Source organism: Pseudoalteromonas sp. THAF3, assembly GCF_009363775.1.
Lineage (GTDB): Bacteria > Pseudomonadota > Gammaproteobacteria > Enterobacterales > Alteromonadaceae > Pseudoalteromonas > Pseudoalteromonas ruthenica.
The window spans coordinates 80461-106167 of record NZ_CP045418.1; the positions used below are offsets into that span (position 1 = coordinate 80461).

Sequence of the window (25707 nt, forward strand, 5' to 3'; positions counted from 1 at the left end):
CTAGGCGCAAAATAAAAAAGGCCGCGACTGCAAAACAGTCACGGCCTACGAGTAAGCTAAAGCAGTTGTTACTTGCGCTTCATCGAGTCAAAGAATTCATCGTTGGTTTTACACATGGCAAGCTTATCGATGAGGAATTCCATGGCATCGATTTCCGACATGTCATGGACAATCTTACGTAAAATCCACATCTTCTGAAGCTCATCTGCCTTGGTGAGTAATTCTTCGCGGCGTGTACCTGAGCGATTGAAGTCAATTGCTGGGAATACGCGTTTCTCTGCAATCTTACGGTTAAGGTGCAGTTCCATGTTACCTGTACCCTTAAACTCTTCGTAGATGACCTCATCCATTTTTGAGCCGGTATCAATTAGAGCTGTAGCTATGATGGTCAAGCTACCCCCTTCTTCAACATTACGCGCTGCACCGAAGAAGCGTTTTGGTTTATGTAGCGCATTCGCATCAACACCACCGGTCAGTACTTTACCTGATGATGGGATTACGGTGTTATAGGCGCGGGCTAAACGGGTAATGGAGTCTAAAAGAATAACCACGTCTTTTTTGTGTTCAACCAGACGTTTGGCTTTCTCAATCACCATTTCGGCTACTTGTACGTGACGGCTGGCAGGTTCATCAAATGTTGACGCTACTACTTCACCTTTCACCAAGCGCTGCATTTCTGTTACTTCTTCCGGGCGCTCGTCAATCAGCAAAACCATCAACTCACAATCAGGCTGATTGTAGCTGATAGACTGGGCAATGTTTTGCAGCAACATGGTTTTACCGGCTTTTGGCGGAGCAACAATCAGGGCTCGCTGACCCTTACCAATTGGTGAGGCTAAATCCAGTACCCGTGCGGTGATGTCTTCGGTACTACCATTACCACGTTCCATGCGTAAACGTTCGTTTGCGTGCAGTGGAGTAAGGTTTTCGAAGAGGATTTTAGTACGGGAGTTTTCAGGTTTATCGAAGTTAACTTCGTTCACTTTTAATAGTGCGAAGTAGCGTTCGCCATCCTTAGGTGGACGAATCAGTCCCGCAATCGTATCGCCAGTACGCAAACTGAAACGACGAATTTGGCTTGGCGAGACGTAAATATCATCAGGGCCGGCTAGGTACGAGGCTTCAGAGCTACGTAAAAAGCCAAAGCCGTCTTGCAAAATCTCCAAGACACCGCCGCCATAAATGTTTTCACCGCTTTTGGCGTGCGCTTTTAAGATTGAGAAGATAATATCTTGTTTTCTAAGGCGGGCTACGTTTTCTAAGCCCATAGACTCGGCTAGTTTTACAAGTTCTTTGATAGACTTGTCTTTCAGTTCGCGTAAATGCATATTGGTGGGTTCTTTAACTATTTATCGTCTCGAAATGGAAGTATCCCGAGTGAGGTTTTTGGATAAACTTAGGATTGTTGGGGTTATAAACTAGCAGCTCGAAAGCGCATCGTCCAGTGTTTAAACACAATTGTAGAGTAAAAAAGGGCCAAAGCCCTTTTTTAACGGCGTGATTACAGGTTGTTCTCTAAGAACTCAACTAGCTGAGCTTTAGATAATGCACCTACTTTCGTTGCTGCAACTTGGCCATCTTTAAATAGCAATAAAGTTGGAATACCTCGAATACCAAACTTAGGCGGAGTGCCTGCGTTTTGGTCGATGTTGAGTTTGCCAATGCTTACACGGCCGTCAAATTCGCCAGCTACTTCGTCAAGGATTGGCGCAATCATTTTACAAGGTCCGCACCATTCAGCCCAAAAGTCGACTAGTACAGGCTTGTCTGATTGCAATACGTCAGCGTCAAAGCTGTCGTCAGTTAATTGGATAATTTTATCGCTCATCACGTTCTCCGTTAATTTTGGCGAATTTATTTAGTGCGTATTTAAACACTCTTGTTTCTTATTGCAAGTTTAAGCGTTATGCTTTATCGCTATGAATAAGACACATTTAACCGATAAAAAATTTGCAGACTTTGCTTTAGCACCGGAAGTGGTTGCCGGATTGCAAGCAAGTGGCTTTGAATACTGCACGCCAATTCAGGCAAAGTGTATGCCATACATTATGGCTGGCCAAGATATTGCTGGTCAGGCACAAACGGGCACCGGCAAGACTTTGGCGTTTCTTACGGCCACTTGCCATTACTTATTGCGTAGTCAAAAGCCATCGGGTCAGCAACCAAGAGCCCTGATCATGGCTCCCACTCGGGAGCTCGCGATTCAGATCCACAAAGACGCAGAAATCTTGGCGCCACACTGCAACCTTAAACTAGGTTTATTATATGGTGGCGAGGATTATGAAAAACAACGGGCACAGCTGGAAAAAGGTGTTGATATCTTAATTGGCACCACGGGACGATTGATCGACCTTTATAAGCAAGGTTGTTACACCCTGAATGATATTGAGGTGGTCGTCCTTGATGAAGCCGACCGTATGTTTGACCTTGGTTTTATTAAAGACATCCGTTATATGTTTAGACGGATGCCGGAAGCAAGTGAGCGACTGAACTTATTGTTCTCGGCGACACTGTCTTATCGTGTCCAAGAGCTTGCGTTTGAGCACATGACAAATCCAGAGCATGTGCAAATTGAGCCGGATGTGAAAACGGGTAAGCGTATTCAAGAGGAGCTGTTCCATCCTTCACAAGAAGACAAGATGAAGCTGCTGCTAACCTTAATTGAAGAAGAATGGCCAGATAAAGCGATTGTGTTTGCTAATACTAAACACAGTTGCGAGACGGTATATGCATGGCTTAAAGCTGACGACCACAGAGTTGGGCTATTAACAGGCGACGTCAATCAGAAAAAACGTCAGTCTATCCTGGCGCAATTCACTAAAGGTGATTTAGACTTTCTGGTAGCTACGGATGTAGCCGCTCGCGGATTGCATATCCCGGAAGTAAGTCATGTATTTAACTATGACCTACCGGATGACTGCGAAGACTATGTGCATCGCATCGGTCGAACTGGGCGCGCTGGTGCTTCAGGACACGCTATTAGCTTTGCCTGTGAGCAGTATGCATATAACCTTCAAGAGATAGAAGAGTATATAGAACACAGCATCCCATTATCCCATTATGACAAGAGTGCATTGTTGGATGACATCAAAGCACCAAAAATGATTAAACGCCGAGGGCCGCAAGGACGTTCTCGTAATGGCGGTCGAGGCCAAGGCCAAGGGCAAAATCGGCGTCGTCAGCCGCGTTAGAAGTAAATGATCCCCAAGCTTGGCCTATGCCAAGCTTTTTTTGAGGTAATAACAAGTGGTGAAACCTTCCCTCCAAGATGATTTATATGCGGTAATCGATCTTGGCTCAAACAGTTTTCACATGCTGATAGCTAAGACCGTTGCTGGCTCTTTGCAAACAATTGGTCGGGTTAAACGTAAAGTACGTCTTGCTGCAGGGTTAGACGCGCAAATGTGCCTGAGCCAAGAGGCGATGGAGCGCGGTTGGGAGTGCTTAGCCTTATTTGCTGAACGCTTGCAGGATATTCCTGCCCATCAGGTGTGCATTGTTGCCACGGCAACGCTGCGCTTAGCCACTAACGCCGAAGAGTTTAAGAACCGTGCGCAAGAGATTCTCGGTCACCCGGTGAATGTTATTAGTGGTGAAGAGGAAGCTAAAACCATTTATCAAGGCGTTGCACACACTTCTTCATGCAGTGGCAAGCAACTGGTTATTGATATTGGTGGCGCGAGCACCGAGGTGGTGATCGGTGAAGGGTCCCACCCTATACATTATCAAAGCCTCAATATGGGATGTGTTACCTATCTAGAAGCTTATTTCAAAGACGGCGCTTTAAGCCAAGAAAACTATAATGCTGCTATTGCTGCGGCGAAAAATATTGTCGAGCCGATCGCCGCTAAGTATAAACACACCGGATGGGACTATGCCGCTGGTGCATCGGGCACCGTACAAGCAATTCAAGAAATTATGGTCGCACAGCGTCAGGACGAAACACTGACCTTGGATAAGCTCCATGATATTCGACAGCTAACGGTACAATATAGCAATATTGATAGCCTTCAACTTCCTGGCTTAAGCGAAGAACGTCGTTTGGTCTTTGTCTCTGGATTAGCAATCCTGATTGCTATCTTTGAAGTGTTAGAAATTGAAGCGATGGGCTTGGCCGGTGGTGCGCTTCGCGAAGGGGTGCTCTATAGCATGATCCCCGAACTACAGCGTAAAGATATTAGACAACGTACTATCGACAGCTTTGTTACCCGTTACCATGTAGATCATAGCCAGGGTGAGCGCGTAGCCTGTATCGCCAAATTGCTCGCCACACAACTGGCCAGTGATTGGCATTTGAATGAGACTGATCACGCTTTACTGCATAGCGCTGCAAAACTCCATGAAGTGGGTTTATTAATTGAATATAAGCAATATCCAAAACACGGCGCTTATATTCTTAAAAATACCGATATGCCAGGGTTCACTCGTCAACAGCACTTATTAGTGACTAAGTTAGTGCAAAGCCACAAGGGGGACTTGAGTGCAAACCAGTTTGAGTCCCTTGGTGCGCACCAACAACTAGCGATATGTTTGGTTAGAGTTTTGCGTTTAGCTGTTATTCTCTCTATGCGCCGTAAAGATGATGTACTACCGCAACTAGCCATTAATGCTCAAGGTGAGGCACTCATCTTATCTATAGACTCGCAATGGTTAAAGCAACACCCGCTTATGCTAAGCGAACTTAACCAAGAGACACTCTACCAACGTAATGCTGGTTGGAAGTTAACCATCCAACAATAAAAGTCCCACAATAAAGCCGCCGAACAGCGGCTTTTTGTATTAATTTAAGCCGTAATGCCTAAATTAAAAGCAAACGATCCATTTTTTGCAGTTTTCTTTAAAAAAGGGGTTGCGTGGAAATCGAATCTCCCTATAATGCGCATCCACCGACACGGCTGACTGCTTACAAACAAGCACTTCAACGAGTTGGGTGAGTCAAGTAAAACTGAGTTTTAAAAAGCGCATTGAAAAATGCAAACTTCTTAAAATAAAGTGTTGACAATAAAACAGGGTTGAGTAGAATGCACAGCCCTCGAGACGCGAAAGCAACTCGAAACGTTCTTTAAAAATATGAAGCAATCATCTGTGTGGGCACTCGTACAGATTGAGTTCTAACAGCCGATTCTAGTTCGCTAGATGACGCAAACAGATTTAGAGTCTCAATTGAACTGAGTGACCAACGGAATAAATTTAATTTATTCAGCACAGTCAATTCGTTCTTGGAAACAAGAACAAAATCAGTATTCATTGAGCATGATTCTTCGCCTTTCATTAGGTAGAGAATAAAAAACTTTTAATTGAAGAGTTTGATCATGGCTCAGATTGAACGCTGGCGGCAGGCCTAACACATGCAAGTCGAGCGGAAACGAAGAGGTGCTTGCACCTCTGGCGTCGAGCGGCGGACGGGTGAGTAATGCTTGGGAACATGCCTTGAGGTGGGGGACAACCGTTGGAAACGACGGCTAATACCGCATAATGTCTACGGACCAAAGGGGGCTTCGGCTCTCGCCTTTAGATTGGCCCAAGTGGGATTAGCTAGTTGGTGAGGTAATGGCTCACCAAGGCGACGATCCCTAGCTGGTTTGAGAGGATGATCAGCCACACTGGGACTGAGACACGGCCCAGACTCCTACGGGAGGCAGCAGTGGGGAATATTGCACAATGGGCGCAAGCCTGATGCAGCCATGCCGCGTGTGTGAAGAAGGCCTTCGGGTTGTAAAGCACTTTCAGCAAGGAGGAAAGGGTGTAAGTTAATACCTTACATCTGTGACGTTACTTGCAGAAGAAGCACCGGCTAACTCCGTGCCAGCAGCCGCGGTAATACGGAGGGTGCGAGCGTTAATCGGAATTACTGGGCGTAAAGCGTACGCAGGCGGTTTGTTAAGCGAGATGTGAAAGCCCCGGGCTTAACCTGGGAACTGCATTTCGAACTGGCAGGCTAGAGTGTGATAGAGGGTGGTAGAATTTCAGGTGTAGCGGTGAAATGCGTAGAGATCTGAAGGAATACCGATGGCGAAGGCAGCCACCTGGGTCAACACTGACGCTCATGTACGAAAGCGTGGGGAGCAAACAGGATTAGATACCCTGGTAGTCCACGCCGTAAACGATGTCTACTAGGAGCTCGGCTTTTCGGAGCTGTTTTCCAAAGCAAACGCATTAAGTAGACCGCCTGGGGAGTACGGCCGCAAGGTTAAAACTCAAATGAATTGACGGGGGCCCGCACAAGCGGTGGAGCATGTGGTTTAATTCGATGCAACGCGAAGAACCTTACCTACACTTGACATCCAGAGAACTTTCTAGAGATAGATTGGTGCCTTCGGGAGCTCTGAGACAGGTGCTGCATGGCTGTCGTCAGCTCGTGTTGTGAGATGTTGGGTTAAGTCCCGCAACGAGCGCAACCCCTATCCTTAGTTGCCAGCGATTCGGTCGGGAACTCTAAGGAGACTGCCGGTGATAAACCGGAGGAAGGTGGGGACGACGTCAAGTCATCATGGCCCTTACGTGTAGGGCTACACACGTGCTACAATGGCGCATACAGAGTGCTGCGAGCCTGCGAGGGTGAGCGAATCACTTAAAGTGCGTCGTAGTCCGGATTGGAGTCTGCAACTCGACTCCATGAAGTCGGAATCGCTAGTAATCGCGAATCAGAATGTCGCGGTGAATACGTTCCCGGGCCTTGTACACACCGCCCGTCACACCATGGGAGTGGGTTGCTCCAGAAGTGGTTAGCCTAACCTTCGGGAGGGCGATCACCACGGAGTGATTCATGACTGGGGTGAAGTCGTAACAAGGTAGCCCTAGGGGAACCTGGGGCTGGATCACCTCCTTATACGATTTAGAACGAATTTGTTCGCAGTGTCCACACAGATGATTGTTACTTACTTGCCAAGGCGGGTAGGTAATATTTGCTCTTTAACAATTTGGAAAGCTGATAAAAACTTTGAATCACGTAAGTGATTTAGAGTTCTCAATAAGTAAAGAAAATGCCAGTTAATCGACAGATTAATTGTGCGTCTACTTTAGTATTCTATAACTTCTGGCGAAGTTAAACAGTCGCACCAAACAGCTCAAACTACTTTGGGTTGTATGGTTAAGTGACTAAGCGTACACGGTGGATGCCTTGGCAGTTGGAGGCGATGAAGGACGTATTAACTTGCGATAAGCCTGGTCAAGCTAGTAAAAAGCGCTTGAGGCCAGGATTTCCGAATGGGGAAACCCACCTGCTTGCAGGTATCTTGCACTGAATACATAGGTGTAAGAGGCGAACGCGGAGAACTGAAACATCTAAGTACCCGTAGGAAAAGAAATCAACCGAGATTCCGAAAGTAGCGGCGAGCGAAATCGGAGCAGCCCTTAAGCTTATTTGATGTTAGTGGAAGGCTCTGGAAAGTGCCACGATACAGGGTGATAGTCCCGTACACGACAACGTCTAATAAGTGAAATCGAGTAGGTCGGAGCACGTGAAACTTTGACTGAATATGGGGGGACCATCCTCCAAGGCTAAATACTCCCAACTGACCGATAGTGAACCAGTACCGTGAGGGAAAGGCGAAAAGAACCCCTGTGAGGGGAGTGAAATAGAACCTGAAACCGTGTACGTACAAGCAGTAGGAGCCCTTCGAGGGTGACTGCGTACCTTTTGTATAATGGGTCAGCGACTTATATTTTGTAGCGAGGTTAACCGAATAGGGTAGCCGTAGTGAAAGCGAGCGTTAACTGCGCGTTGAGTTGCAAGGTATAGACCCGAAACCCGGTGATCTAGCCATGGGCAGGTTGAAGATTGAGTAACATCAATTGGAGGACCGAACCCACTAACGTTGAAAAGTTAGGGGATGACCTGTGGCTTGGAGTGAAAGGCTAATCAAACCGGGAGATAGCTGGTTCTCCCCGAAATCTATTTAGGTAGAGCCTCGGACGAATACCATTGGGGGTAGAGCACTGTTTGGGCTAGGGGGTCATCCCGACTTACCAACCCCATGCAAACTCCGAATACCAATGAGTACTATCCGGGAGACACACGGTGGGTGCTAACGTCCATCGTGGAGAGGGAAACAACCCAGACCGCCAGCTAAGGTCCCAAAGTGTATGTTAAGTGGGAAACGATGTGGGAAGGCTAAAACAGCTAGGAGGTTGGCTTAGAAGCAGCCACCCTTTAAAGAAAGCGTAATAGCTCACTAGTCGAGTCGGCCTGCGCGGAAGATGTAACGGGGCTAAACATACCACCGAAGCTGCGGCTGCAACTTTATGTTGCGGGGTAGGGGAGCGTTGTGTAAGTGGCTGAAGGTGTGCCGGGAGGCATGCTGGACATATCACAAGTGCGAATGCTGACATGAGTAACGATAATGCGGGTGAAAAACCCGCACGCCGGAAGACCAAGGGTTCCTATCCCATGTTAATCAGGGTAGGGTGAGTCGACCCCTAAGGCGAGGCCGAAAGGCGTAGTCGATGGGAAACGGGTTAATATTCCCGTACTTGGTATAGATGCGATGGGGGGACGGAGAAGGCTAGGCAGGCACGGCGTTGGTTGTCCGTGTGAAAGGCAGTAGGCTTGAATCTTAGGTAAATCCGGGATTCTTTAAGGCTGAGAGTCGAGACGACACTCTACGGAGTGGAAGCTGTTGGTGCCATACTTCCAGGAAAAGCCTCTAAGCTTCAGTCTATATCGAATCGTACCCTAAACCGACACAGGTGGTCAGGTAGAGAATACTAAGGCGCTTGAGAGAACTCGGGTGAAGGAACTAGGCAAAATAGTACCGTAACTTCGGGAGAAGGTACGCCCACATTAGGTGAAGGACCTGCGTCTGGAGCTGAAGTGGGTCGCAGTGACCAGGTGGCTGGGACTGTTTATTAAAAACACAGCACTGTGCTAAATCGTGAGATGACGTATACGGTGTGACACCTGCCCGGTGCCGGAAGGTTAATTGATGGGGTTAGACTTTGTCGAAGCTCTTGATCGAAGCCCCGGTAAACGGCGGCCGTAACTATAACGGTCCTAAGGTAGCGAAATTCCTTGTCGGGTAAGTTCCGACCTGCACGAATGGTGTAACCATGGCCACGCTGTCTCCACCCGAGACTCAGTGAAATTGAAATCGCAGTGAAGATGCTGTGTACCCGCGGCTAGACGGAAAGACCCCGTGAACCTTTACTACAGCTTGGCACTGAACATTGAGCCTACATGTGTAGGATAGGTGGGAGGCTTTGAAGTGGTTACGCCAGTAATCATGGAGCCATCCTTGAAATACCACCCTTGTATGTTTGATGTTCTAACGTTGGCCCCTGAATCGGGGTTGCGGACAGTGCCTGGTGGGTAGTTTGACTGGGGCGGTCTCCTCCCAAAGAGTAACGGAGGAGCACGAAGGTTGGCTAAGTACGGTCGGACATCGTACGGTTAGTGTAATGGTAGAAGCCAGCTTAACTGCGAGACAGACACGTCGAGCAGGTACGAAAGTAGGTCATAGTGATCCGGTGGTTCTGAATGGAAGGGCCATCGCTCAACGGATAAAAGGTACTCCGGGGATAACAGGCTGATACCGCCCAAGAGTTCATATCGACGGCGGTGTTTGGCACCTCGATGTCGGCTCATCACATCCTGGGGCTGAAGTCGGTCCCAAGGGTATGGCTGTTCGCCATTTAAAGTGGTACGCGAGCTGGGTTTAGAACGTCGTGAGACAGTTCGGTCCCTATCTGCCGTGGGCGTTTGAGAATTGAGAGGGGCTGCTCCTAGTACGAGAGGACCGGAGTGGACGAACCGCTGGTGTTCGGGTTGTTTTGCCAAAGGCATTGCCCGGTAGCTACGTTCGGAATCGATAACCGCTGAAAGCATCTAAGCGGGAAGCGAGCCTCGAGATGAGTTCTCACTTGGCGTTTAACGCCACTAAAGGGCCGTTGAAGACGACAACGTTGATAGGCAGGATGTGGAAGCGCTGCAAGGCGTTAAGCTAACCTGTACTAATTACCCGTGAGGCTTAACCATACAACGCCAAAGTGGTTTGTATGTGACTGTTTAAGCACAGAAGTTAAGAGACTAAAGTAGAGTTACTTATACAGCTTTCCAAATGACTAACACGCCGTGTTAGCCCAAGTTTATGCTTGGTGATAATAGCGTTCTGGACCCACCTGACCCCATGCCGAACTCAGAAGTGAAACGGAACTGCGCCGATGATAGTGTGGGTTCGCCCATGTGAAAGTAGGTCATCACCAGGCTCCTAATTAGAGAAACCCGTTGCACCAGTGCAGCGGGTTTTTTTATGCCTGTAGGCCAGGCCTCAGCCTTGCAACATCCTAGTCAGGGTAAACCCTGACCTACAACACAGCACACCGTCACCGCATCTGTAGGCAAGGCTTCAGCCTTGCAGCATCTAGTCCGGGTAAACCCCAACCTACAACACAGCACACCGTCACCGCATCTGTAGGCAAGGCTTTTAGCCTTGCACCACCCTAGTCAGGATAAATCCCGACCTACAACAGAGCGGAACACCAGAAAAAACCCACACCTGTAGGCAAGGCTTTTAGCCTTGCATCAGCCTAGTCAGGGTAAACCCTGACCCACAACACAGCACCATCTGTCACAGCACCTGTAGGCAAGGCTTCAGCCTTGCATCACCCTAGTCAGGGTAAACCCTGACCCACAACAGAACCAAACAACAGAAAACCCCACACCTGTAGGCTAGGCTGGGTAACCCATGACCTACAATATTAGGCTTTTAAAAACATGATTAGGGGGTGCCAAATGGCTATATATTTTTGGTCTTTTTCGAGTGGAATTGTTAGGCTAGAGAACAGATTTTGAATTTATTAGGGCTGACTTTTGACCCTTCCGTTACTTGCTTACTTATTGATCTTTGCGCTGTTTGGTGTAGCTGCAACGTATTTCGTCAAATTCCTTTACTTTCATTGGTATAAGAATGAGATAAAGCCCAAATTTATTATTCGGGCTTTGGCTTGTATTGCCGCCGTTACTGTATTGTCGCTGGTGTTGAGCGCCTTCGGTTATTAATACGTTTCTTGGTTGGCATTGCTCTGTACAGCGACGCACTGCTTTGCTTTGCATTGTGCTGCGGGTCGCGTAAGGTGCTGACAGATACTGACCATGCCTTTTTCAGCATTTAGTTGGCTTTCCTGAGCAGCCAAACTGTTTGCTAACGCAGACACTTGCTGCGGATCTGCTGATTTACTTGAATATACAAGATATTGGCTTGGGCCGCCGCAAGCACGGCTACCCACTGCAACCACTTTACATTGGCTGGCGCTGTCACAAGATTTGTCCTGCGTCAGTGCTTCTAAACGTTGATAATCAGCTTTGATGGATTGCTCTGTGGCACTAATGGCGCGCTCTTCGTTAATCGGTTGGCTAAGTTGTTCGCCGTCTATCCGCTTATCTTTTCCTAGATTATCTGTTGTTGACTCAGAGCTAGCTTGCTCTACGGCTGTCTCTATTTCACCGGTCGTATTTTGTGGCTCATTATTTTGACATGCAGTGAGGGAGAGCAGTGCAAGGGGGATAATTAAGTGGCGCATAATATTTATAATTGTTGATGAGTATAGTGACCATAATACAAACATTGCGCTAATGCGCAAATGCCAATGTTATGGTCACTAAGCTCAGGCTATCTATTTTTGAATGCCCCCTAGGGTAAGCCCTTTAGGATCGAGTAACTTCTCTAGCTCCTTATAAGGAATGTCGGTTTGTGCTGCAGCTACATCGAGAATAGCTTTATTCTCTTTGTAAGCTTGCTTGGCAATAGCGGCCGCCTTCTCATATCCAATAATGGGGTTAAGCGCCGTTACCAGAATGGGGTTCTTTGCTAAAGAACGCTGTAAGTTATCTTCTCTGACGACGAAGCTGGCAATTGCCTTATCGGCCAAAGCATAGCTGGTATTAGTCAGTAACTCGATACTCTGCAATACGTTATAGGCGATAACGGGCAACATTACATTTAGTTCAAAGTTACCAGCCTGACCCGCTACGGTAATAGTACTGTCATTACCTATGACCTGCGCCGAAACCATGGCTGTGGCCTCAGGGATCACCGGGTTCACTTTGCCAGGCATAATGGATGAACCAGGTTGCAGTGCTTCGAGCTCTATTTCACCAATCCCACCTAAAGGTCCAGAGTTCATCCAACGTAGGTCGTTAGCGATTTTCATAAACGCGACCGCAGCAGTCTTTAGTTGCCCGGATACCGCAACCACCGAATCTTGAGTTGCGATGTGGTAGAACAGGTTTTCTGCCCCTTGGAAGTGACTATCGGTTTGGGTAGCGAGCTGTTTAGCGAAACGCGCCGAAAATTCAGGATCAGCATTTATACCTGTGCCTACAGCAGTGCCGCCTTGGGCAAGTTGCTGTAAGTGCTCAGCGCTAGCGCTGATTTGTTGCTTCGCCTTAACGACTTGTTCGCGCCAAGCCGACATGCTTTGAGCGAAGGTAACAGGCATGGCATCCATTAAATGTGTGCGGCCGGTTTTAACATGGCTGCCCACTTGTTCAATCTTAGCTTCTATCACACTAATAAGGTGATCCAGTGCTGGGATCAGCTCTTTCTCTATCGCCAGCGCACTACTTACATGAATTGCTGTTGGGATCACATCATTGGAGCTTTGCCCCATATTGACATGATCATTGGGGTGTACATTATCACCCAGTAACTGACTTGCACGCGTAGCAATGACCTCATTAGCGTTCATATTGGTACTGGTCCCTGAGCCGGTTTGAAATACATCCACAGGGAAGTGCTCAAGGTGCTCACCAGCAATAATTTCGCGACAGGCGTTGTCTATTGCACCACCCACATTGGCATCAAGATGCCCTAGCTCGGTATTAACGGTGGCGGCTGCGCGTTTTATCTGTGCCAATGCCTGAATAAAGCGTGCTGGCATACGCATGGCACTGATGTGAAAGTTGTTCACAGCGCGTTGGGTTTGTGCTTGATATAAGGCATCTGCTGGGACCTGTAGCTCACCCATGCTGTCCTTTTCATGTCGGTACTCTGTGCTCATAATGTGCTCCTTAATAGGGGTTGAACTCATGACAGAGAACGCGAGCTTCTTGGCTGAGTGCTCTGTACTTATGCATACCCTGTTGCTGGCGATAAAAGCGCTGAAGGGCAAGCTGTGGTTTATGCAACTGACAAAGGCTTTGTTTTCTTACTTGCTGTTCCAACAAAGGGTCACAGATGATATTAACCAATTGGTAAAACGTGCGACGTAAATAAAGCTCTTGTAATAAATACATCTGTCGAGCTCCATAGTAGCGAGCCCAATGCAAACCCGTTTCAATAAACTGTGCAACTAAGTTGGGTGCTTGGCCTTGTTGACACCGCGATAGACGGCGCAGTTGAGCTCCAAGAAATTCAAGCGAAATCTGTGGCACGGTGCAAATCCCTCTAGCTGTATTGATAATAATTATCATTACAGCTAGAGGGGGAAGATGCAAGTGATTTTGTGATTAATCCAAATAGGCTTTTAACATCCAAACAAGCTTCTCTTGTTCTTTGATGTAATCGCTCATTAATGCGGCTGTCCCTTCATCTTGGTTATCGCCGGCATCACTGAGCACCTTACGCTGCATTTTTATAAGTGTTGAGTAGCCATCGACGAGTGATTGTACGGCTTGGCCGCCGTCGCTGACATTTTTCACTTCGTTAATTTGGCTTAATTCGATAAAGTCCGAAAATGCGTGTAAGGGCTCACCACCCAAGGTAAGAATACGCTCAGCTATTTCATCTACTTTTTCCAACAGCAAATTATAAATTTCCTCAAACTTCACGTGCAGCTCGAAGAAATCACGACCTTTGATGTTCCAATGGAAGCCACGGGCATTCATATACTGAATTTGATAGCAACTTAATAGCCGATTGAGTGATTCAATTACGTTTTGAGTTTCTTCACTATCTAATCCAATGGCATTGATTTGCGACATAGCTGTCTCCTTTGCATGGTTGTTTGCTGATAATCAGTATGGCCTAAAGGCACCTGATAACAAGCAGATAAATTCGATGCCTGACATCACTTTTAGCGATAACAACACCGACCCTATAATCATACTTGGGCATGATGTATGCCAAAAACAAGGCCGAGGAGATGAATTTTTGATCTAACGCAACAACTCGATACCGATGAATTATTGCCCAGTGAAAACTTGATTTAGCGCAAGGTTACTTTCCTTGTGCAGGCCATACTGAAACCATCAACGATGAGGAGATAGGGCAATGACAAAAGCAAAAAAAGCAGAAATCACAGTATGTATTATCGCCGTACTAACCTTTGTAATCGGTCTTGTTGGTCATTTAGCTGGAGCCAGTTATGCCAACTCTGATGCGTTTGGCATTATTGCTGCGCCGATCCCATTGATAGTCGGTGTTATTGCGGTAATTGCGTATAAAATTGCAGCGGCTGCTGAGGATTAAGTCTTTAGCTGCGCCAAGATATAATCGACCACCTTACGCGAGTAAATGAGGCTGGTGTGGCTAAGGTGAAAAACTTTATGCTGCGCCATACCTGAGACGCGGGTTTCATCGACCATGACCGTACCATCTGACGGCTTGCCTTGCTCAAATAATGGCAGTAAGCCAAAGGGCAAGTCTCCGGCGATACTGTAGAGTTGGGCTGAGAAGGGCCAATCTTGGCTTTCACTCACGAGGTACTCAAGGCTATTCTTCAACAGTGCTTGCATGCCCCGGTCCTGCATATGGCGGGCTATTTGTGCCCCTTTGTGTGGGGTGCCAAGGGTAAAGACCTTTTTTACCTGGTTCGTCTGTGGAAACGCCTGACTGAGGTATTGCCGAGCAATAAGGCCGCCCAAGGAATGACAAACAAAAGCGCACTGGTCATCGGCGATGAAGTCATTAATTTGCGCAAAGATTTTATCGGTATCTGGGTTCAGGGTGTTGTATGACACATTTAAAATGCCATACCCCTGCTTTTTAAGACGTGCGCAAAGAGGGCGCATTACGAAGCCAGACATATACAATCCGTGTAATACAACTACCTTAGTGATCATAGTGACTCCGTTGATAACAATGGCGCTAGTATTTAGCCTTGTCCTTGCAACAAGGTCAAGGGGATTTGTAAGCTGGTCTCGCTATCACTCACCCACACTTCATTATCTTCGATGGTAATCGTTAAATCTAAGCTTCTGGAGGCCATTGCTGCTAGCTTCTGCGTATCTTCATAAGCAAGGCTGACGATACGCAGGTTATCAAACCCAGCGAGTTTCGCTTGGTGTTTTTGCCACCAAGCTTGCTGGCTTCCTTCACCATAGGCATAAAGTAATACTTGCTGTGCTCGGCTACAGGCCTTTTTTAGGCGCTTGTCATCAGCGAGACCAAGTTCTACCCATAAGTGAATGCTATCATCGTCGTTTATCCACCACAGCTCGGGCTCATCATCGGCACATAAGCCTTTGGTGAAAACTAAATTATCATTAGCATTTAAGGCAAAGGCAAGCACTCTGATCATCATCCGTTGGTCGGTTTCTGATGGGTGCTGCGCGAGGGTAAAAGAGTATTGCTGGTAATGATGGCGGTTTAAATCACTAATATTCAATCGTGCCTTGATGATCGTTGCTTTTAGGGCCATGCCTGTTCCATAAGAGAGAAGAAAAGCGGGCAGTATACACATTAACGGGTGATCTTGGCGTGTCTCGAAGGTAAAATAATTATTCATCACTTAGGGGAGAGAAAACATGGCAATCCAGTGGTTCCCAGGCCATATGAATAAAGCGCGTAACGAAATTAAAGAGATCATGCCACAAATGGATGTCATCATTGAGGTATTGGACGCGCGCATTCCCTACAGCAGTGAGAACCCTATGGTTGGCGCGTTGCGCGGTGATAAGCCAGTCATTAAGATCCTAAATAAGGCTGACTTAGCCGACCCGCAGATGACCACCCAATGGATGGACTACCTTGAGCGTGAAAATGGTGTCAAAGCCATGCCGCTCGCGAACGATAAAGCGGGCCATACTGGCAAAGTCATTGAACTGTGTAAAAAGCTTGTGCCGCACAAAGTAGGTGCTGATAAACAGATTAAAGCCATGATTATGGGGATCCCTAACGTTGGTAAGTCAACGCTTATCAATACGCTTGCAGGGCGCATCGTTGCTAAAACCGGCAATGAACCTGCGGTCACCAAAGCGCAACAGCGGATAAAAATAGACGAAGGGATCATGCTTTACGACACCCCAGGGATGTTATGGCCTAAGGTTGAAAACGAGAACTCCGGCTATCGTTTAGCGGCAACCGGCGCTATTCGTGACACCGCTATTGATTATGAAGAGGTTGCCAGCTACACCTGTGAGTATTTACTGCAAGCGTATCCGGCATTATTGAGCCAACGCTATAAAGTGTCACCACTGCCAGAACATGACTATGACTTTATGCTTGCAGCGGGCAAAAATCGCGGCTGTCTGCGTGGTGGTAATCAGGTTGATCTTCATAAGTTCGCTGAAATTCTCATTAACGAGTTACGTGATGCGGTGATTGGACGTATTACCATGGAAACTCCGCAGATGCGTGAGCGAGAGGAACAAATGGTTGCCGAATTGCGCGCGGCAGCAGAGGCTAAAAAGGCCGCTAAGGAAGAAGAAAAGCGGCAACGACGTGCAAGAGCACGGAAAAACCGCCGCTGATATCACGACAAATTTTAGACATAAAAAAAGCCCTTTCGGGCTTTTTTGTTTTCATATCTACCGTCACCGATATGAGCAATGTAGCAAGTAAAATAGTAGGGTGGTTGGCGGCCTAACAGTTCAAGGGGCGTTGAGGAGTGCAGCCACCAACCAAAGCGCATTACGTGCGCAACACGTGTTTCAGGGTCGAGAAACAAAGTTGTCCGCAACAAAACGTTTAATGACATCACTGCTTTCGAATGCGTTCCCGTTTTGTTGATATTGATTATCAATAAGATTTGCCTTTGTGTCAACGCTTTTTGCAAATAATTCTCATTAATATCTGTGTTTTTCTATAACCAACTGAAATTATTGAAACTTATTTCTCTTCTTTTTTGTTGGAATGGTTCTTGAGTAAGCATTAAGGACAGTAACGATAGAAGGAGCCATGTTATGGGTTTAAAAATTCCCACCTCTGTATCCAGTGAACAAGAGCAAGATATTGAAATTATTGATCAATTAATTGAGTCTTTAGAAAATGAGCGAGTCCTAATTCAAGATGTGCAAAAGCACGCTGAAGACGAATCTTTGCAAGCACGCATGAAAGTCTTACATGATCATAAGCGTTATTTGCAAACCGAGTTAGCAAAAGCGGTAGGGCAACAGCAGCAACTCGACGAAGTCGACACCAGTTTATTAGGAGATTTGAAGGAGTGGCAGGCAAAGCTTGAGTCCGTAGTGGGTGACAGTGTGCAAGCTTTCCTTGAAGAGTTGAATTCACAGCAACACAAAACCTTAGTGCAATGTCGTAATGCCGCGCAGGTGATGAATGATAGTCAGGGAGCCCAAGAGGTTGAGACCGTGATTGCCCAGTTGGAAACTCATGAGCAGTACCTCAAGCGTTTTCTGAATGCGTAGTCTATGGTTAATGAAAACAACAAAAGGATGTAATTTATGAGCGAGAATTACCCCCAGGGACACTTTTGCTGGACCGAATTGTGTTCATCCGACTGGCAAGGTGGGAAAACATTTTATAGTGATTTGTTTACTTGGTCGGCTGAGGACCAGCCTATCGGCAATGGGCTTTACTATACCATGCTAAAAAAGCCACATGGGGATGTGGCTGCGATGTATCAAATGCCCGCCGATCAACATGCTCAGGGTGTTCCCAGTTATTGGTTGAGCTATATTGCCGTTGATGATGTAGACGCGATGGCAGACAAAGCAAAGTCGCTGGGGGCAACCATAGTACACGGTCCACATGATGTGCCCGAGGCAGGTCGCATGGTGTTGTTGTGCGACCCTGTGGGCGCCATGGTAGCGCTATGGCAGGGCCAGGGGCACAAAGGGGCCAGTGTGCAAAATGAGGTTGATACGCCGTGCTGGTTTGAGTTAGCGACCCGCGATATTGAATCTAGTACTAGTTTTTACAGTGAGTTGTTGGGCTGGCGCGCCGAACTAAAAGCCATGGAAGGGATGGATTACACCCTGTTCAAAGCGGGTGACACTATGGTCGGTGGTATGGTGGCCATGGATGAGCAGTGGCCTGATGATATTCCGCCACATTGGATGATCTACTTCAGTGTCAACGATTGTGATGCACAAGCAGAGCAAGCTAAAAAACTTGGTGGTGAAGTATGTGTGCAGCCCATGGATGTACCTGAAGTAGGCCGTTTTTGCGTCCTCACAGATCCACAAGGGGCAGTCTTTTCAATCATAAACCTTAATCAATAACTTGGGTTTTATTGATTCACCCCCACCCTAAACTCATCAACTTAAAAAGAGGATGAGTGATTATGAGCCAACATGTGGTGATCACCGGTGCCAATCGGGGCATCGGTTTACAGCTAGCGAAAATTTATAAAACTGCTGGAGCTAAGGTTATTGCCGTGGTTAGGCGTAGCAGCGATGAGCTTGATGAGCTAGGTGTTGATGTGCGCACCGGGTTTGATGTAAGCCACGCTGACGATGTGGCCCGCTTGCGCACTGAGCTTAAAGACGAGCACATCGATTTATTGATTAATAATGCCGGTGTGTTTCGTAACGAAACCCTGGCAGAGATGAACTTTGACACTATCAATGAACAGCTCTCGGTCAATGCAGTGGCTCCTGTGCGTGTGACTCATGCATTGCGTGATAACTTTAGCAAAGGCGCGAAAGTGGCGATGATCACCTCACGTATGGGCTCTATTGCCGACAATGGTTCTGGAGGCTATATAGGCTACCGTATGTCCAAGGCAGCGTTAAATGCAGCCTCAGTGAGCTTGGCCCATGAACTTAAAGCACAAGATGTGGCGGTGGGGTTAATTCACCCCGGATTCGTGCAAACCGAAATGGTCGGTTACGCTGGCGATATAGGCCCTGACGTTGCAGCACAGCGGATCAGTGAGCGTATTGACGAGCTAAACTTAAATAACAGCGGCGGCTTTTGGCATGCTAACGGTGAAACCTTACCGTGGTAAGCTAGCAATCGATACCATCTATCTCTAAGCAGGCAGCAAGCGTGTAGAGCAGCGTTTGCTCCGCTTCGTTAATGTGTGCATCGTGCTCTACGCATACACGACAAGCCTCCAGTAACTGTTGCCGTTTGACCACAGGGAGGCCTTTTATGACTCGCAGGGCGCGCTGCAATCGTGTCAGCTGGCATCGCGCTTCATGCTCTAAGCTAAGCGGTATCTGTAGATGCTGCGCCGCTGCAGCAAGCGCCAGGCGTTGTTGCTCTGGGTTAGCATGGCCATAGCTTGCCAAAGCGCCAAGAAGCTGCTCACAAGCTGCAACAATCACTGTTTTATTCATAACCGGCAACGCACCAACGGTTTTATCAGCGAGGGCATGAGCGCTCAGCTGCTGAAAAGACCAAGGAACAAGCTCCCAGTCCTCACACAGCGCAGCGAGCTGTTTTAGCTGGGCAAGAAATTGGCTGCGTTGCGCTTTGGGCAAACAGCGAATTGCACCAATGGCAACCTCAAGCAGGCGAAATTGAGGTTCGGTGCTGAGCTTCGTTAATGCAAGCTCAGCCCTATCCAGCTTATACATATCCACATAAGGAAGCGCGGCGATAAACGTTAGTTGTGCTTGGCGATTCGGCCAGTGTTGATGAAGACACAGTAACATAACTAACCATCGCGCATCGCTGGGCTCATGAGCTAAATAACTTAGAGAGTCCTCTATCCCTATGAGCTTTTCTCGAAAGTCGCCATACACTACTTGTGGCTGCGGGTTGCGCCCTTGGCTAGCACTAAAAGCCATGGTATTTGCTTGGCTTGGCGCCGTGCGTGGACGCTCTTTTAATTGTCCATGCCAATGTGGATCAAGCCTGCGAATACGTTTCGTTAGCGGCGGGTGAGTGCTTAACCAGGTTAACCACGGGCTCAATGCATCACTAAAAAAATAATGACTGAATAGGTGCGCATTATTTTGCCTTAAGGTGTTTTTGCGAGGGTTTTCGGCAATAGCCAGTAAAGCCCCGGCTAGTGCTTGTGGGTTACGGGTAAACTGCGCTGCACCAGCGTCAGCAAGATATTCCCGCTGGCGACATACCAGCGCTTTGATAATGTCGCCAAGTTGTGTCCCCAGCCATCCAAACAGCGTCAGAATAACGCCGATTACTGTGGTAAACCCTGCGCCATCTGTGCGTTGCGCGTTGTGGCGACGAGACGCATTCATGGCGCTATAAATTAAGTTTTCACCGGCTTGGCCTATAAAGGTGATGCCATAAAGTAAGGCAGACATACGCACATTAAGGCGTACATCACCATTGACTATGTGGCTGAATTCATGGGCGACGACCGCTTGTAGTTGTGCTCGGCTGAGCTGCTCGAGCGCGCCTTGAGTGATGGCAATGACACTATCGCGACGATGGTAGCCCGCTGCAAACGCATTAATACTGGGCTGGTTGGCAAGTAAATAGGTGCTCGGAACGGGCATCCTGGCGGCAATAGCGACCTCTTCAACAACATTCAGTAGCACCCGCTGTTGTTCATGGTAGGTGTTTGTTTGCACCAGCTGCCCCCCTAGTTGCTCAGCAATAACACTACCACCACGGCGCAATTGCCAGTACTTATAAAGTATGGCTGTACTGATAATTGCAGTGATGGAAAGGGTGAGCCCTAGGTGGATTGAAGCGTCAGTTCGGTGCGCGATACCATAGTTAAACAGGGTGTATGGGTCAGTTGAAAAAATGCTCATCAGCCATAAAAATGGCCAATGTGCGAGGGCGATGAGAGCACCCACAGCGAGCACAAATAATACCAGCAGTAGCCAAGTCTTACGCCTTGCTTGGCGCTGCTGAGAAAAGAAACCGCTCACGGCTACTTAAATGACACGCTAGGGGCTTGGCGTTGTCTTTGTGGGTCATCCAGTTCTAGCAGCTTGGCATCTTGGTTATGACCCGTCATGTTGGCAATCAATACCGGCGGGAAACTTTGTCGGTAACTGTTATAGGCAAGTACTGAGTCATTGTATGCCTGGCGTGCGAAAGCGATACGGTTTTCGGTGCTTGATAACTCTTCACTTAGATTGGCCATTGTCGCGTCGGCCTTCAATTCGGGGTAGTCTTCTATGCTCACTTGTAAGGCGCCTAGGGCACTGCTCAAGGCTCCCTCTGTTTGCGCTAAATGGGCAAGTTTAGCCGAAGATAATTCACCACCCGAGAGGCTTTGTAGAGCACTTACAGCTTGATTTCTTGCTTGGGTAACCGCTTTTAAGGTCTCACTTTCATGGTCTAAATAAGCCTGAGCGGTGGCGACTAAGTTAGGGACAAGATCATGGCGGCGATGCAGCTGCACATCTATTTGCGCAAAGGCATTTTGGTATTCGTTTTTATAGCGTACCAGCGAGTTGTAAATCACTATGGCAATGACGACTACCACTGCCGTGATGATTAAAAATAGTTCCATAATAAAGGTCTCGCGCAAAAAATTGGGTTAACTATACCTGAATTGTGCACAAAATCAGCCAACATGTAGACATTTTTTGCTATCATGAAAACTGTTTTAGTCTTACCTTATTGGGGCTTGCCATGGAGTTATCGCAAGGCGCTGTACTCAGCCTACCGCTTTTTCAATTCAACGATGAATTACCAAATCGTGATTTAGACCACCCAGATTTATACTTAGAAGTGGTTCTTGACGAGCAGTTACTTGCTCACCTGTGCCAAAATCCAGCGCAAGATCAGAGCGTCAGCTTACAATTGGCCGATTATCAATTGTTGGCGCATACCGAGTCTGTTCCAAGTGAATCCCACAGTGCCATGTTAATGCTCACTCATGGGCCACTTTTAGCAGCCACTTTAGAGCGCGATAATGGCGTTAGTTACGTATCACCCCAGCTGGAAATGATGCCGACCTTTGATCTAGGGGATGATGATGAATAAACTGACGTGGGGTTTGCTGTTGCTGCTATGTACGGGCTGCGCCGTATTAGGTGCGCAGAAGTATGATAGCCTCTTTGGCCCTGAGCAGGTTCAAAACCGCAGTAACGATGTAAGTCCTGCACAAAGCGACTTTTTTACCGAGCAAGTCAAACCCGTGATAGATAACCGCTGTGTCGTCTGCCACGGGTGCTATGATGCCCCTTGTCAGTTGAAAATGTCATCTCCTGAGGGCATTGAACGTGGTACCTCTACAGACTTGGTCTATGATGGCACGCGGCTACTTGCAAGTAAGCCCAGCCGCTTATTCGTTGATGCCCACACCACGCAACAGTGGCGTGAGCGTGGCTTCTCACCGGTGCTTAACGAGCGCGAGCAAAGCGCCCATGCTAATTTAGTGGGCAGCGTGATGTATCAAGCTCTGGCATTGAAACAGCAGCACCCGCTGCCAGATCAAGCTATTCTAGGTGAGGAATTTGATTTTGCTCTGGATAGAGACCAAACCTGTCCCACTATTGGCGAGTTTCAACAATACGCGCAAGATAAACCTCACGCGGGCATGCCCTATGGTTTGCCAGCACTGACCAGTAAAGAAATGTCGGTGCTCACACAGTGGTTGCAAGATGGCGCGAAAATGCCCAAGCACGGCCCCATTAGCGCTGAGCTGCAAACTGAAGTGAACAAGTGGGAACGTTTTCTTAATCAAGATGATAACAAACACCGCTTAAGCGCTCGTTATATTTATGAGCACTGGTACCTGGCCAATATCTATTTTGATCAAATCAGCACCTCGGAGTTTTTCACCTTAGTTCGTTCGCGCACGCCTCCCGGTGAAGCCATCGATGTTATTGCCACTCGCCGCCCTTATGAAGACCCTAAGGTAGCGCGCGTTTATTACCGCCTGCTGCCTCGAAAAAGTACCGTACTGGCCAAAACCAATATTCCACTGGCGTTGAATAATGACAAGCTAGCTCGCTTGCGATCACAATTTATTGCGCCGGAATATGCCGTGCCGTCACTGCCTGGGTATGACATAAAAGTCGCTTCAAACCCGTTTAAAGTCTTTGCAGCTATTCCCGTAGGCTCTCGATATCAATTTATGCTCGATGAGGCTGAGCTTATTATTCGTGGTTTTATTCAAGGGCCTGTCTGTCGAGGTCAGATTGCTTTGAATGTGATTAATGATCAGTTTTGGGTCGCCTTTGTTGACCCTAAATTCGTGAGTCAGCCCAAAATTGATGAATTCTTAATGCGCCACGAAGATATGCTCGATATGCCTGCCCAGGAAGATTCGAACGCTTTGCCTATTTCTAGCTGGGTCAAATACGCCGCGAAACAAAGTACGTATTTGGAGGCCAAGTCGAAGCTTGCCAATGAAGTTTTTGCCAATGGCCAACACCTCACCGAAAACCTTATTTGGCAAGGGGAAGGGCATAATGACAATGCCGCATTAACGATTTTCCGGCACTTCAACTCGGCAACGGTGGTCAAAGGCTGGGTCGGCGAGCAACCCAAAACCGCTTGGATTTTAGATTACTCATTATTTGAACGAATTCATTATCTGCTGGTGGCTGGGTTTGATGTATACGGCAATGTTGGCCATCAACTGATCACTCGTCTGTACATGGACTTCCTGCGCATGGAAGGCGAAGACAACTTTCTTGCCTTACTACCGAAAGAGCAGCGCAAGGCACTACGGGCTCATTGGTATAGAAAATCACCCACCAGTCTTGTCGAGTTTATGAAAGATACTAATGTGCGCTTTGAGCAACCGACAGGCATTGACTACAAAACGTCACAGCCACAACAAGAGCTTTACCAGCGCTTAGCCACAAAGCTCTCGGCGGTATTGAGTCAGCGTTATGATTATCAAAAAGTACCTGATGTGCTGCGCCAACTGAATGCCATGCCGAGCACGGCGGTGAACTTATTACCACAAGTGAGCTATATCTTGGTGGCCAATGGTGAGGATGATTATCAGGCTTATACTTTGCTGCATCACAATGCCCACTACAACATCAGCAGCTTATTAGACGAGGAAGATCAGCGCGCCTACGATGAAGATAAAGCACTTGTCATCCCCGGCTTTATTGGCGATTACCCTGAAGCGCTATGGTTGTTACAACCACAGCAGCTGGAAGATTTTGCTGCACATATGCAAAAAATGACCAGCGAGGCTGATTACCGAACCTTAAAAAGTCGTTTTGCCGTACGTCGCACTGACCCGCAATTTTGGCGCTTTAGCGATATTTTGCACCAGCAGGTGAAAAAATATCGGGGAATAGAGTATGGCTTATTAGATTATAACCGACTCGAAAATCGGTAAGCTTTTTAGATCTAATTGTTTGTTAAATATAGATAAATAATTAGCTTCTAATGATTTTATAGCAGTCTTTTTTAGCAAATTGGTACAGAAATGAAAATGTAACAATTTGCAAAGACTTGTTTACCTGTGGCGGTTTTGGCAAAATTGCCGCTGTGCCTAAAATTAGAGAACAACAATGCACTATTGGTTTGTATTATTGCTCGCCCTGAGCGCAACATTCGCAGCGCAGGGCAATGAAAAAAAGCTCAGTAAATGTATTAGCCCCGCAGGTAAAGTAACCTACACCACTAAACGCTGTCCTGCAGGGCATCGTGAAGAGGTTATGCGTGAGCAGTTATCGCTTATTCAGTTTGCTGAAAAAGCGCGCAAAACACCGGATGTGGGCCCTAAAGAAGCTGACGAAAGTGACCTGACTTATTACTTGCGCTCTAACTACGGCGGTACTAACTGGGTAGAAAACATTCAGCGTAGCTATTTGGAACAATACAACGCTGTAGTGGTAGTTGATACCTTCCGTTTGCATAAGCTTGAAGGTATTTGTCGAGCGACACAAAAGTGGATCAGTGAACACCCACACCCTATCTTTGAGCTCAGAGATATGCGCTTTGAGTTTACCACGGGCTCTTCATTTGATACCCGTTACGTGACGCAAGGCAAATGTGATTACCGCCTACGTTAATAACAAAAAGGAGCCTAGGGCTCCTTTTTTAATGGTTCATAACTTGTTTTGCAGCGGCCAGTAATAACGGCTCTGATAAACGAACACGATAATTTGGGTTGGCGTATTGGAAATGCACCATCCCTTGCGTATCGAGCACAAACACGGCAGGCACTGGCAGCGCCACTTTTTGCTCACCATCCAAGCCAACAAAGTTTACGCCCAACTTATTACGATAAACTTTAGCCGTTTTATCATCTAAGAAAAAAGCTAACCCCATTGCTTGTGCCAATGCCAGCTGATCGTCAGAGAGCAGTTGGTAGGTCGGTGAGCTAATGGTACTTTGCGCAAGCTTTGCAGGACTATCTGGTGAGACGGCGATGATTTGCAAACCCATCTCGGCGATTTGTTGCTCGATATTTTGGATATTCTTTAATTGCTTTGAACAGTAAGGACACCAGCCACCACGATAAACAACCAACACCGTAGGCTTATTTGCTAATAGCTGTTTTAACGCAACCGGTTGGCCCTGGGTGTCTTTTAACGTGACATCGGGCACGCTCAAGCCAGGCAGGAGCGGACTTACGCCCTCAGCCGAATCGCTGATATTGGTAATGACCGCTGCACTGGCGACACCACTGAATAACAATAAGATGGCTCCTACAACAGAGCCCGCAAGTGTTTTAGATAACATAAAATTCCTTTATTAAAACTGTGACAGCAATGCAACTAGAACGGCCCTAGGG

At 47.4% G+C, this 25707-nt stretch carries 21 protein-coding genes and 3 rRNA genes; 13 read left to right on the plus strand and 11 right to left on the minus strand.

Annotated elements, in window-relative coordinates:
• Positions 1-68: 68 nt before the first annotated feature.
• On the minus strand, positions 69-1328 hold the full coding sequence (gene rho / locus FIU82_RS00375) for a transcription termination factor Rho (RefSeq protein ID WP_022943569.1): 1260 nt from the start codon (positions 1326-1328) through the stop codon (positions 69-71).
• A 173-nt stretch (positions 1329-1501) separates the two neighbouring features.
• Positions 1502-1828 carry a thioredoxin TrxA gene (gene trxA, locus FIU82_RS00380; protein WP_022943568.1) on the minus strand — a complete coding sequence of 109 codons (327 nt, stop codon included), beginning with the start codon at positions 1826-1828 and terminating at the stop codon, positions 1502-1504.
• A 91-nt stretch (positions 1829-1919) separates the two neighbouring features.
• On the opposite strand from trxA, the gene rhlB reads away from it, so the two are divergent.
• From rhlB to rrf, 5 genes are all read left to right on the plus strand, one after another.
• A complete protein-coding gene (gene rhlB / locus FIU82_RS00385) occupies positions 1920-3191 on the plus strand; it encodes an ATP-dependent RNA helicase RhlB (RefSeq protein WP_022943567.1) in 1272 nt (423 codons plus the stop codon).
• Positions 3192-3246: 55 nt separating this feature from the next.
• On the plus strand, positions 3247-4740 hold the full coding sequence (gene gppA, locus FIU82_RS00390; RefSeq protein ID WP_045979503.1) for a guanosine-5'-triphosphate,3'-diphosphate diphosphatase: 1494 nt from the start codon (positions 3247-3249) through the stop codon (positions 4738-4740).
• 554 nt (positions 4741-5294) lie between these two features.
• Positions 5295-6829, plus strand: a 16S ribosomal RNA gene (locus FIU82_RS00395).
• A 259-nt stretch (positions 6830-7088) separates the two neighbouring features.
• Positions 7089-9973 (plus strand): 23S ribosomal RNA (locus tag FIU82_RS00400).
• 115 nt (positions 9974-10088) lie between these two features.
• Positions 10089-10203 (plus strand): 5S ribosomal RNA (gene rrf / locus FIU82_RS00405).
• Together the 16S, 23S and 5S rRNA genes form the textbook arrangement of a ribosomal RNA operon.
• A 789-nt stretch (positions 10204-10992) precedes the next feature.
• Here rrf and FIU82_RS00415 read toward each other — a convergent pair.
• The 4 genes from FIU82_RS00415 to FIU82_RS00430 all read right to left on the minus strand — a co-directional run bounded on the left by FIU82_RS00415 (position 10993) and on the right by FIU82_RS00430 (position 13918).
• On the minus strand, positions 10993-11517 hold the full coding sequence (locus FIU82_RS00415) for a hypothetical protein (RefSeq protein ID WP_152440086.1): 525 nt from the start codon (positions 11515-11517) through the stop codon (positions 10993-10995).
• Positions 11518-11610: 93 nt separating this feature from the next.
• A complete protein-coding gene (locus tag FIU82_RS00420) occupies positions 11611-12996 on the minus strand; it encodes a lyase family protein (RefSeq protein WP_152440087.1) in 1386 nt (461 codons plus the stop codon).
• Positions 12997-13006: 10 nt separating this feature from the next.
• Positions 13007-13369 (minus strand): hypothetical protein, encoded by a 363-nt coding sequence (locus FIU82_RS00425; RefSeq protein WP_138510058.1) that lies wholly within the window; start codon positions 13367-13369, stop codon positions 13007-13009.
• Between the two features lie 75 nt (positions 13370-13444).
• Positions 13445-13918 carry a Dps family protein gene (locus FIU82_RS00430; protein ID WP_022946252.1) on the minus strand — a complete coding sequence of 158 codons (474 nt, stop codon included), beginning with the start codon at positions 13916-13918 and terminating at the stop codon, positions 13445-13447.
• A gap of 289 nt (positions 13919-14207) precedes the next feature.
• On the opposite strand from FIU82_RS00430, the gene FIU82_RS00435 reads away from it, so the two are divergent.
• Positions 14208-14405 (plus strand): hypothetical protein, encoded by a 198-nt coding sequence (locus FIU82_RS00435; RefSeq protein WP_022946254.1) that lies wholly within the window; start codon positions 14208-14210, stop codon positions 14403-14405.
• Here FIU82_RS00435 and FIU82_RS00440 read toward each other — a convergent pair.
• Both FIU82_RS00440 and FIU82_RS00445 read right to left on the minus strand, forming a co-directional pair.
• Positions 14402-14998 (minus strand): alpha/beta hydrolase, encoded by a 597-nt coding sequence (locus tag FIU82_RS00440; protein ID WP_138588380.1) that lies wholly within the window; start codon positions 14996-14998, stop codon positions 14402-14404. The genes FIU82_RS00435 and FIU82_RS00440 overlap by 4 nt on opposite strands.
• Before the next feature lie 32 nt (positions 14999-15030).
• Positions 15031-15576: a YaeQ family protein gene (locus tag FIU82_RS00445; RefSeq protein WP_022946256.1), complete on the minus strand. Its 546-nt coding sequence runs from the start codon at positions 15574-15576 to the stop codon at positions 15031-15033.
• Positions 15577-15682: 106 nt separating this feature from the next.
• Here FIU82_RS00445 and ylqF point away from each other — a divergent pair, with 106 nt between their 5' ends.
• From ylqF to FIU82_RS00465, 4 genes are all read left to right on the plus strand, one after another.
• Positions 15683-16627, plus strand: coding sequence for a ribosome biogenesis GTPase YlqF (gene ylqF / locus FIU82_RS00450; protein WP_022946257.1), 945 nt, complete (start codon positions 15683-15685; stop codon positions 16625-16627).
• A gap of 432 nt (positions 16628-17059) precedes the next feature.
• The gene (locus tag FIU82_RS00455; RefSeq protein WP_022946258.1) at positions 17060-17524 is read left to right on the plus strand and encodes a DUF2383 domain-containing protein; all 465 of its coding nucleotides are present in this window, start codon (positions 17060-17062) and stop codon (positions 17522-17524) included.
• 36 nt (positions 17525-17560) lie between these two features.
• Positions 17561-18340: a VOC family protein gene (locus tag FIU82_RS00460; protein ID WP_152440088.1), complete on the plus strand. Its 780-nt coding sequence runs from the start codon at positions 17561-17563 to the stop codon at positions 18338-18340.
• Positions 18341-18402: 62 nt separating this feature from the next.
• Positions 18403-19068 carry an SDR family oxidoreductase gene (locus FIU82_RS00465; RefSeq protein WP_053911903.1) on the plus strand — a complete coding sequence of 222 codons (666 nt, stop codon included), beginning with the start codon at positions 18403-18405 and terminating at the stop codon, positions 19066-19068.
• 1 nt (position 19069) lies between these two features.
• On the opposite strand, the gene FIU82_RS00470 is transcribed toward FIU82_RS00465, so the two are convergent.
• Both FIU82_RS00470 and FIU82_RS00475 read right to left on the minus strand, forming a co-directional pair.
• Entirely contained in the window at positions 19070-20914 is a 1845-nt protein-coding gene (locus FIU82_RS00470) for a M48 family metalloprotease (RefSeq protein WP_152440089.1), read from the minus strand.
• 2 nt (positions 20915-20916) lie between these two features.
• A complete protein-coding gene (locus FIU82_RS00475) occupies positions 20917-21504 on the minus strand; it encodes a LemA family protein (RefSeq protein WP_022946262.1) in 588 nt (195 codons plus the stop codon).
• Between the two features lie 122 nt (positions 21505-21626).
• Here FIU82_RS00475 and FIU82_RS00480 point away from each other — a divergent pair, with 122 nt between their 5' ends.
• The 3 genes from FIU82_RS00480 to FIU82_RS00490 all read left to right on the plus strand — a co-directional run bounded on the left by FIU82_RS00480 (position 21627) and on the right by FIU82_RS00490 (position 24982).
• A complete protein-coding gene (locus tag FIU82_RS00480) occupies positions 21627-21980 on the plus strand; it encodes a hypothetical protein (protein ID WP_045980250.1) in 354 nt (117 codons plus the stop codon).
• Positions 21973-24303, plus strand: coding sequence for a fatty acid cis/trans isomerase (locus FIU82_RS00485; protein ID WP_152440090.1), 2331 nt, complete (start codon positions 21973-21975; stop codon positions 24301-24303). Before FIU82_RS00480 ends, FIU82_RS00485 begins: the two co-directional genes overlap by 8 nt.
• A 175-nt stretch (positions 24304-24478) precedes the next feature.
• Positions 24479-24982 (plus strand): hypothetical protein, encoded by a 504-nt coding sequence (locus tag FIU82_RS00490; RefSeq protein ID WP_022946265.1) that lies wholly within the window; start codon positions 24479-24481, stop codon positions 24980-24982.
• Positions 24983-25010: 28 nt separating this feature from the next.
• Here the strand turns inward: FIU82_RS00490 and FIU82_RS00495 are convergent, their stop codons facing one another.
• Complete coding sequence (locus FIU82_RS00495) at positions 25011-25655, minus strand: peroxiredoxin-like family protein (RefSeq protein ID WP_022946266.1); 645 nt, start codon at positions 25653-25655, stop codon at positions 25011-25013.
• Positions 25656-25707: the final 52 nt, after the last annotated feature.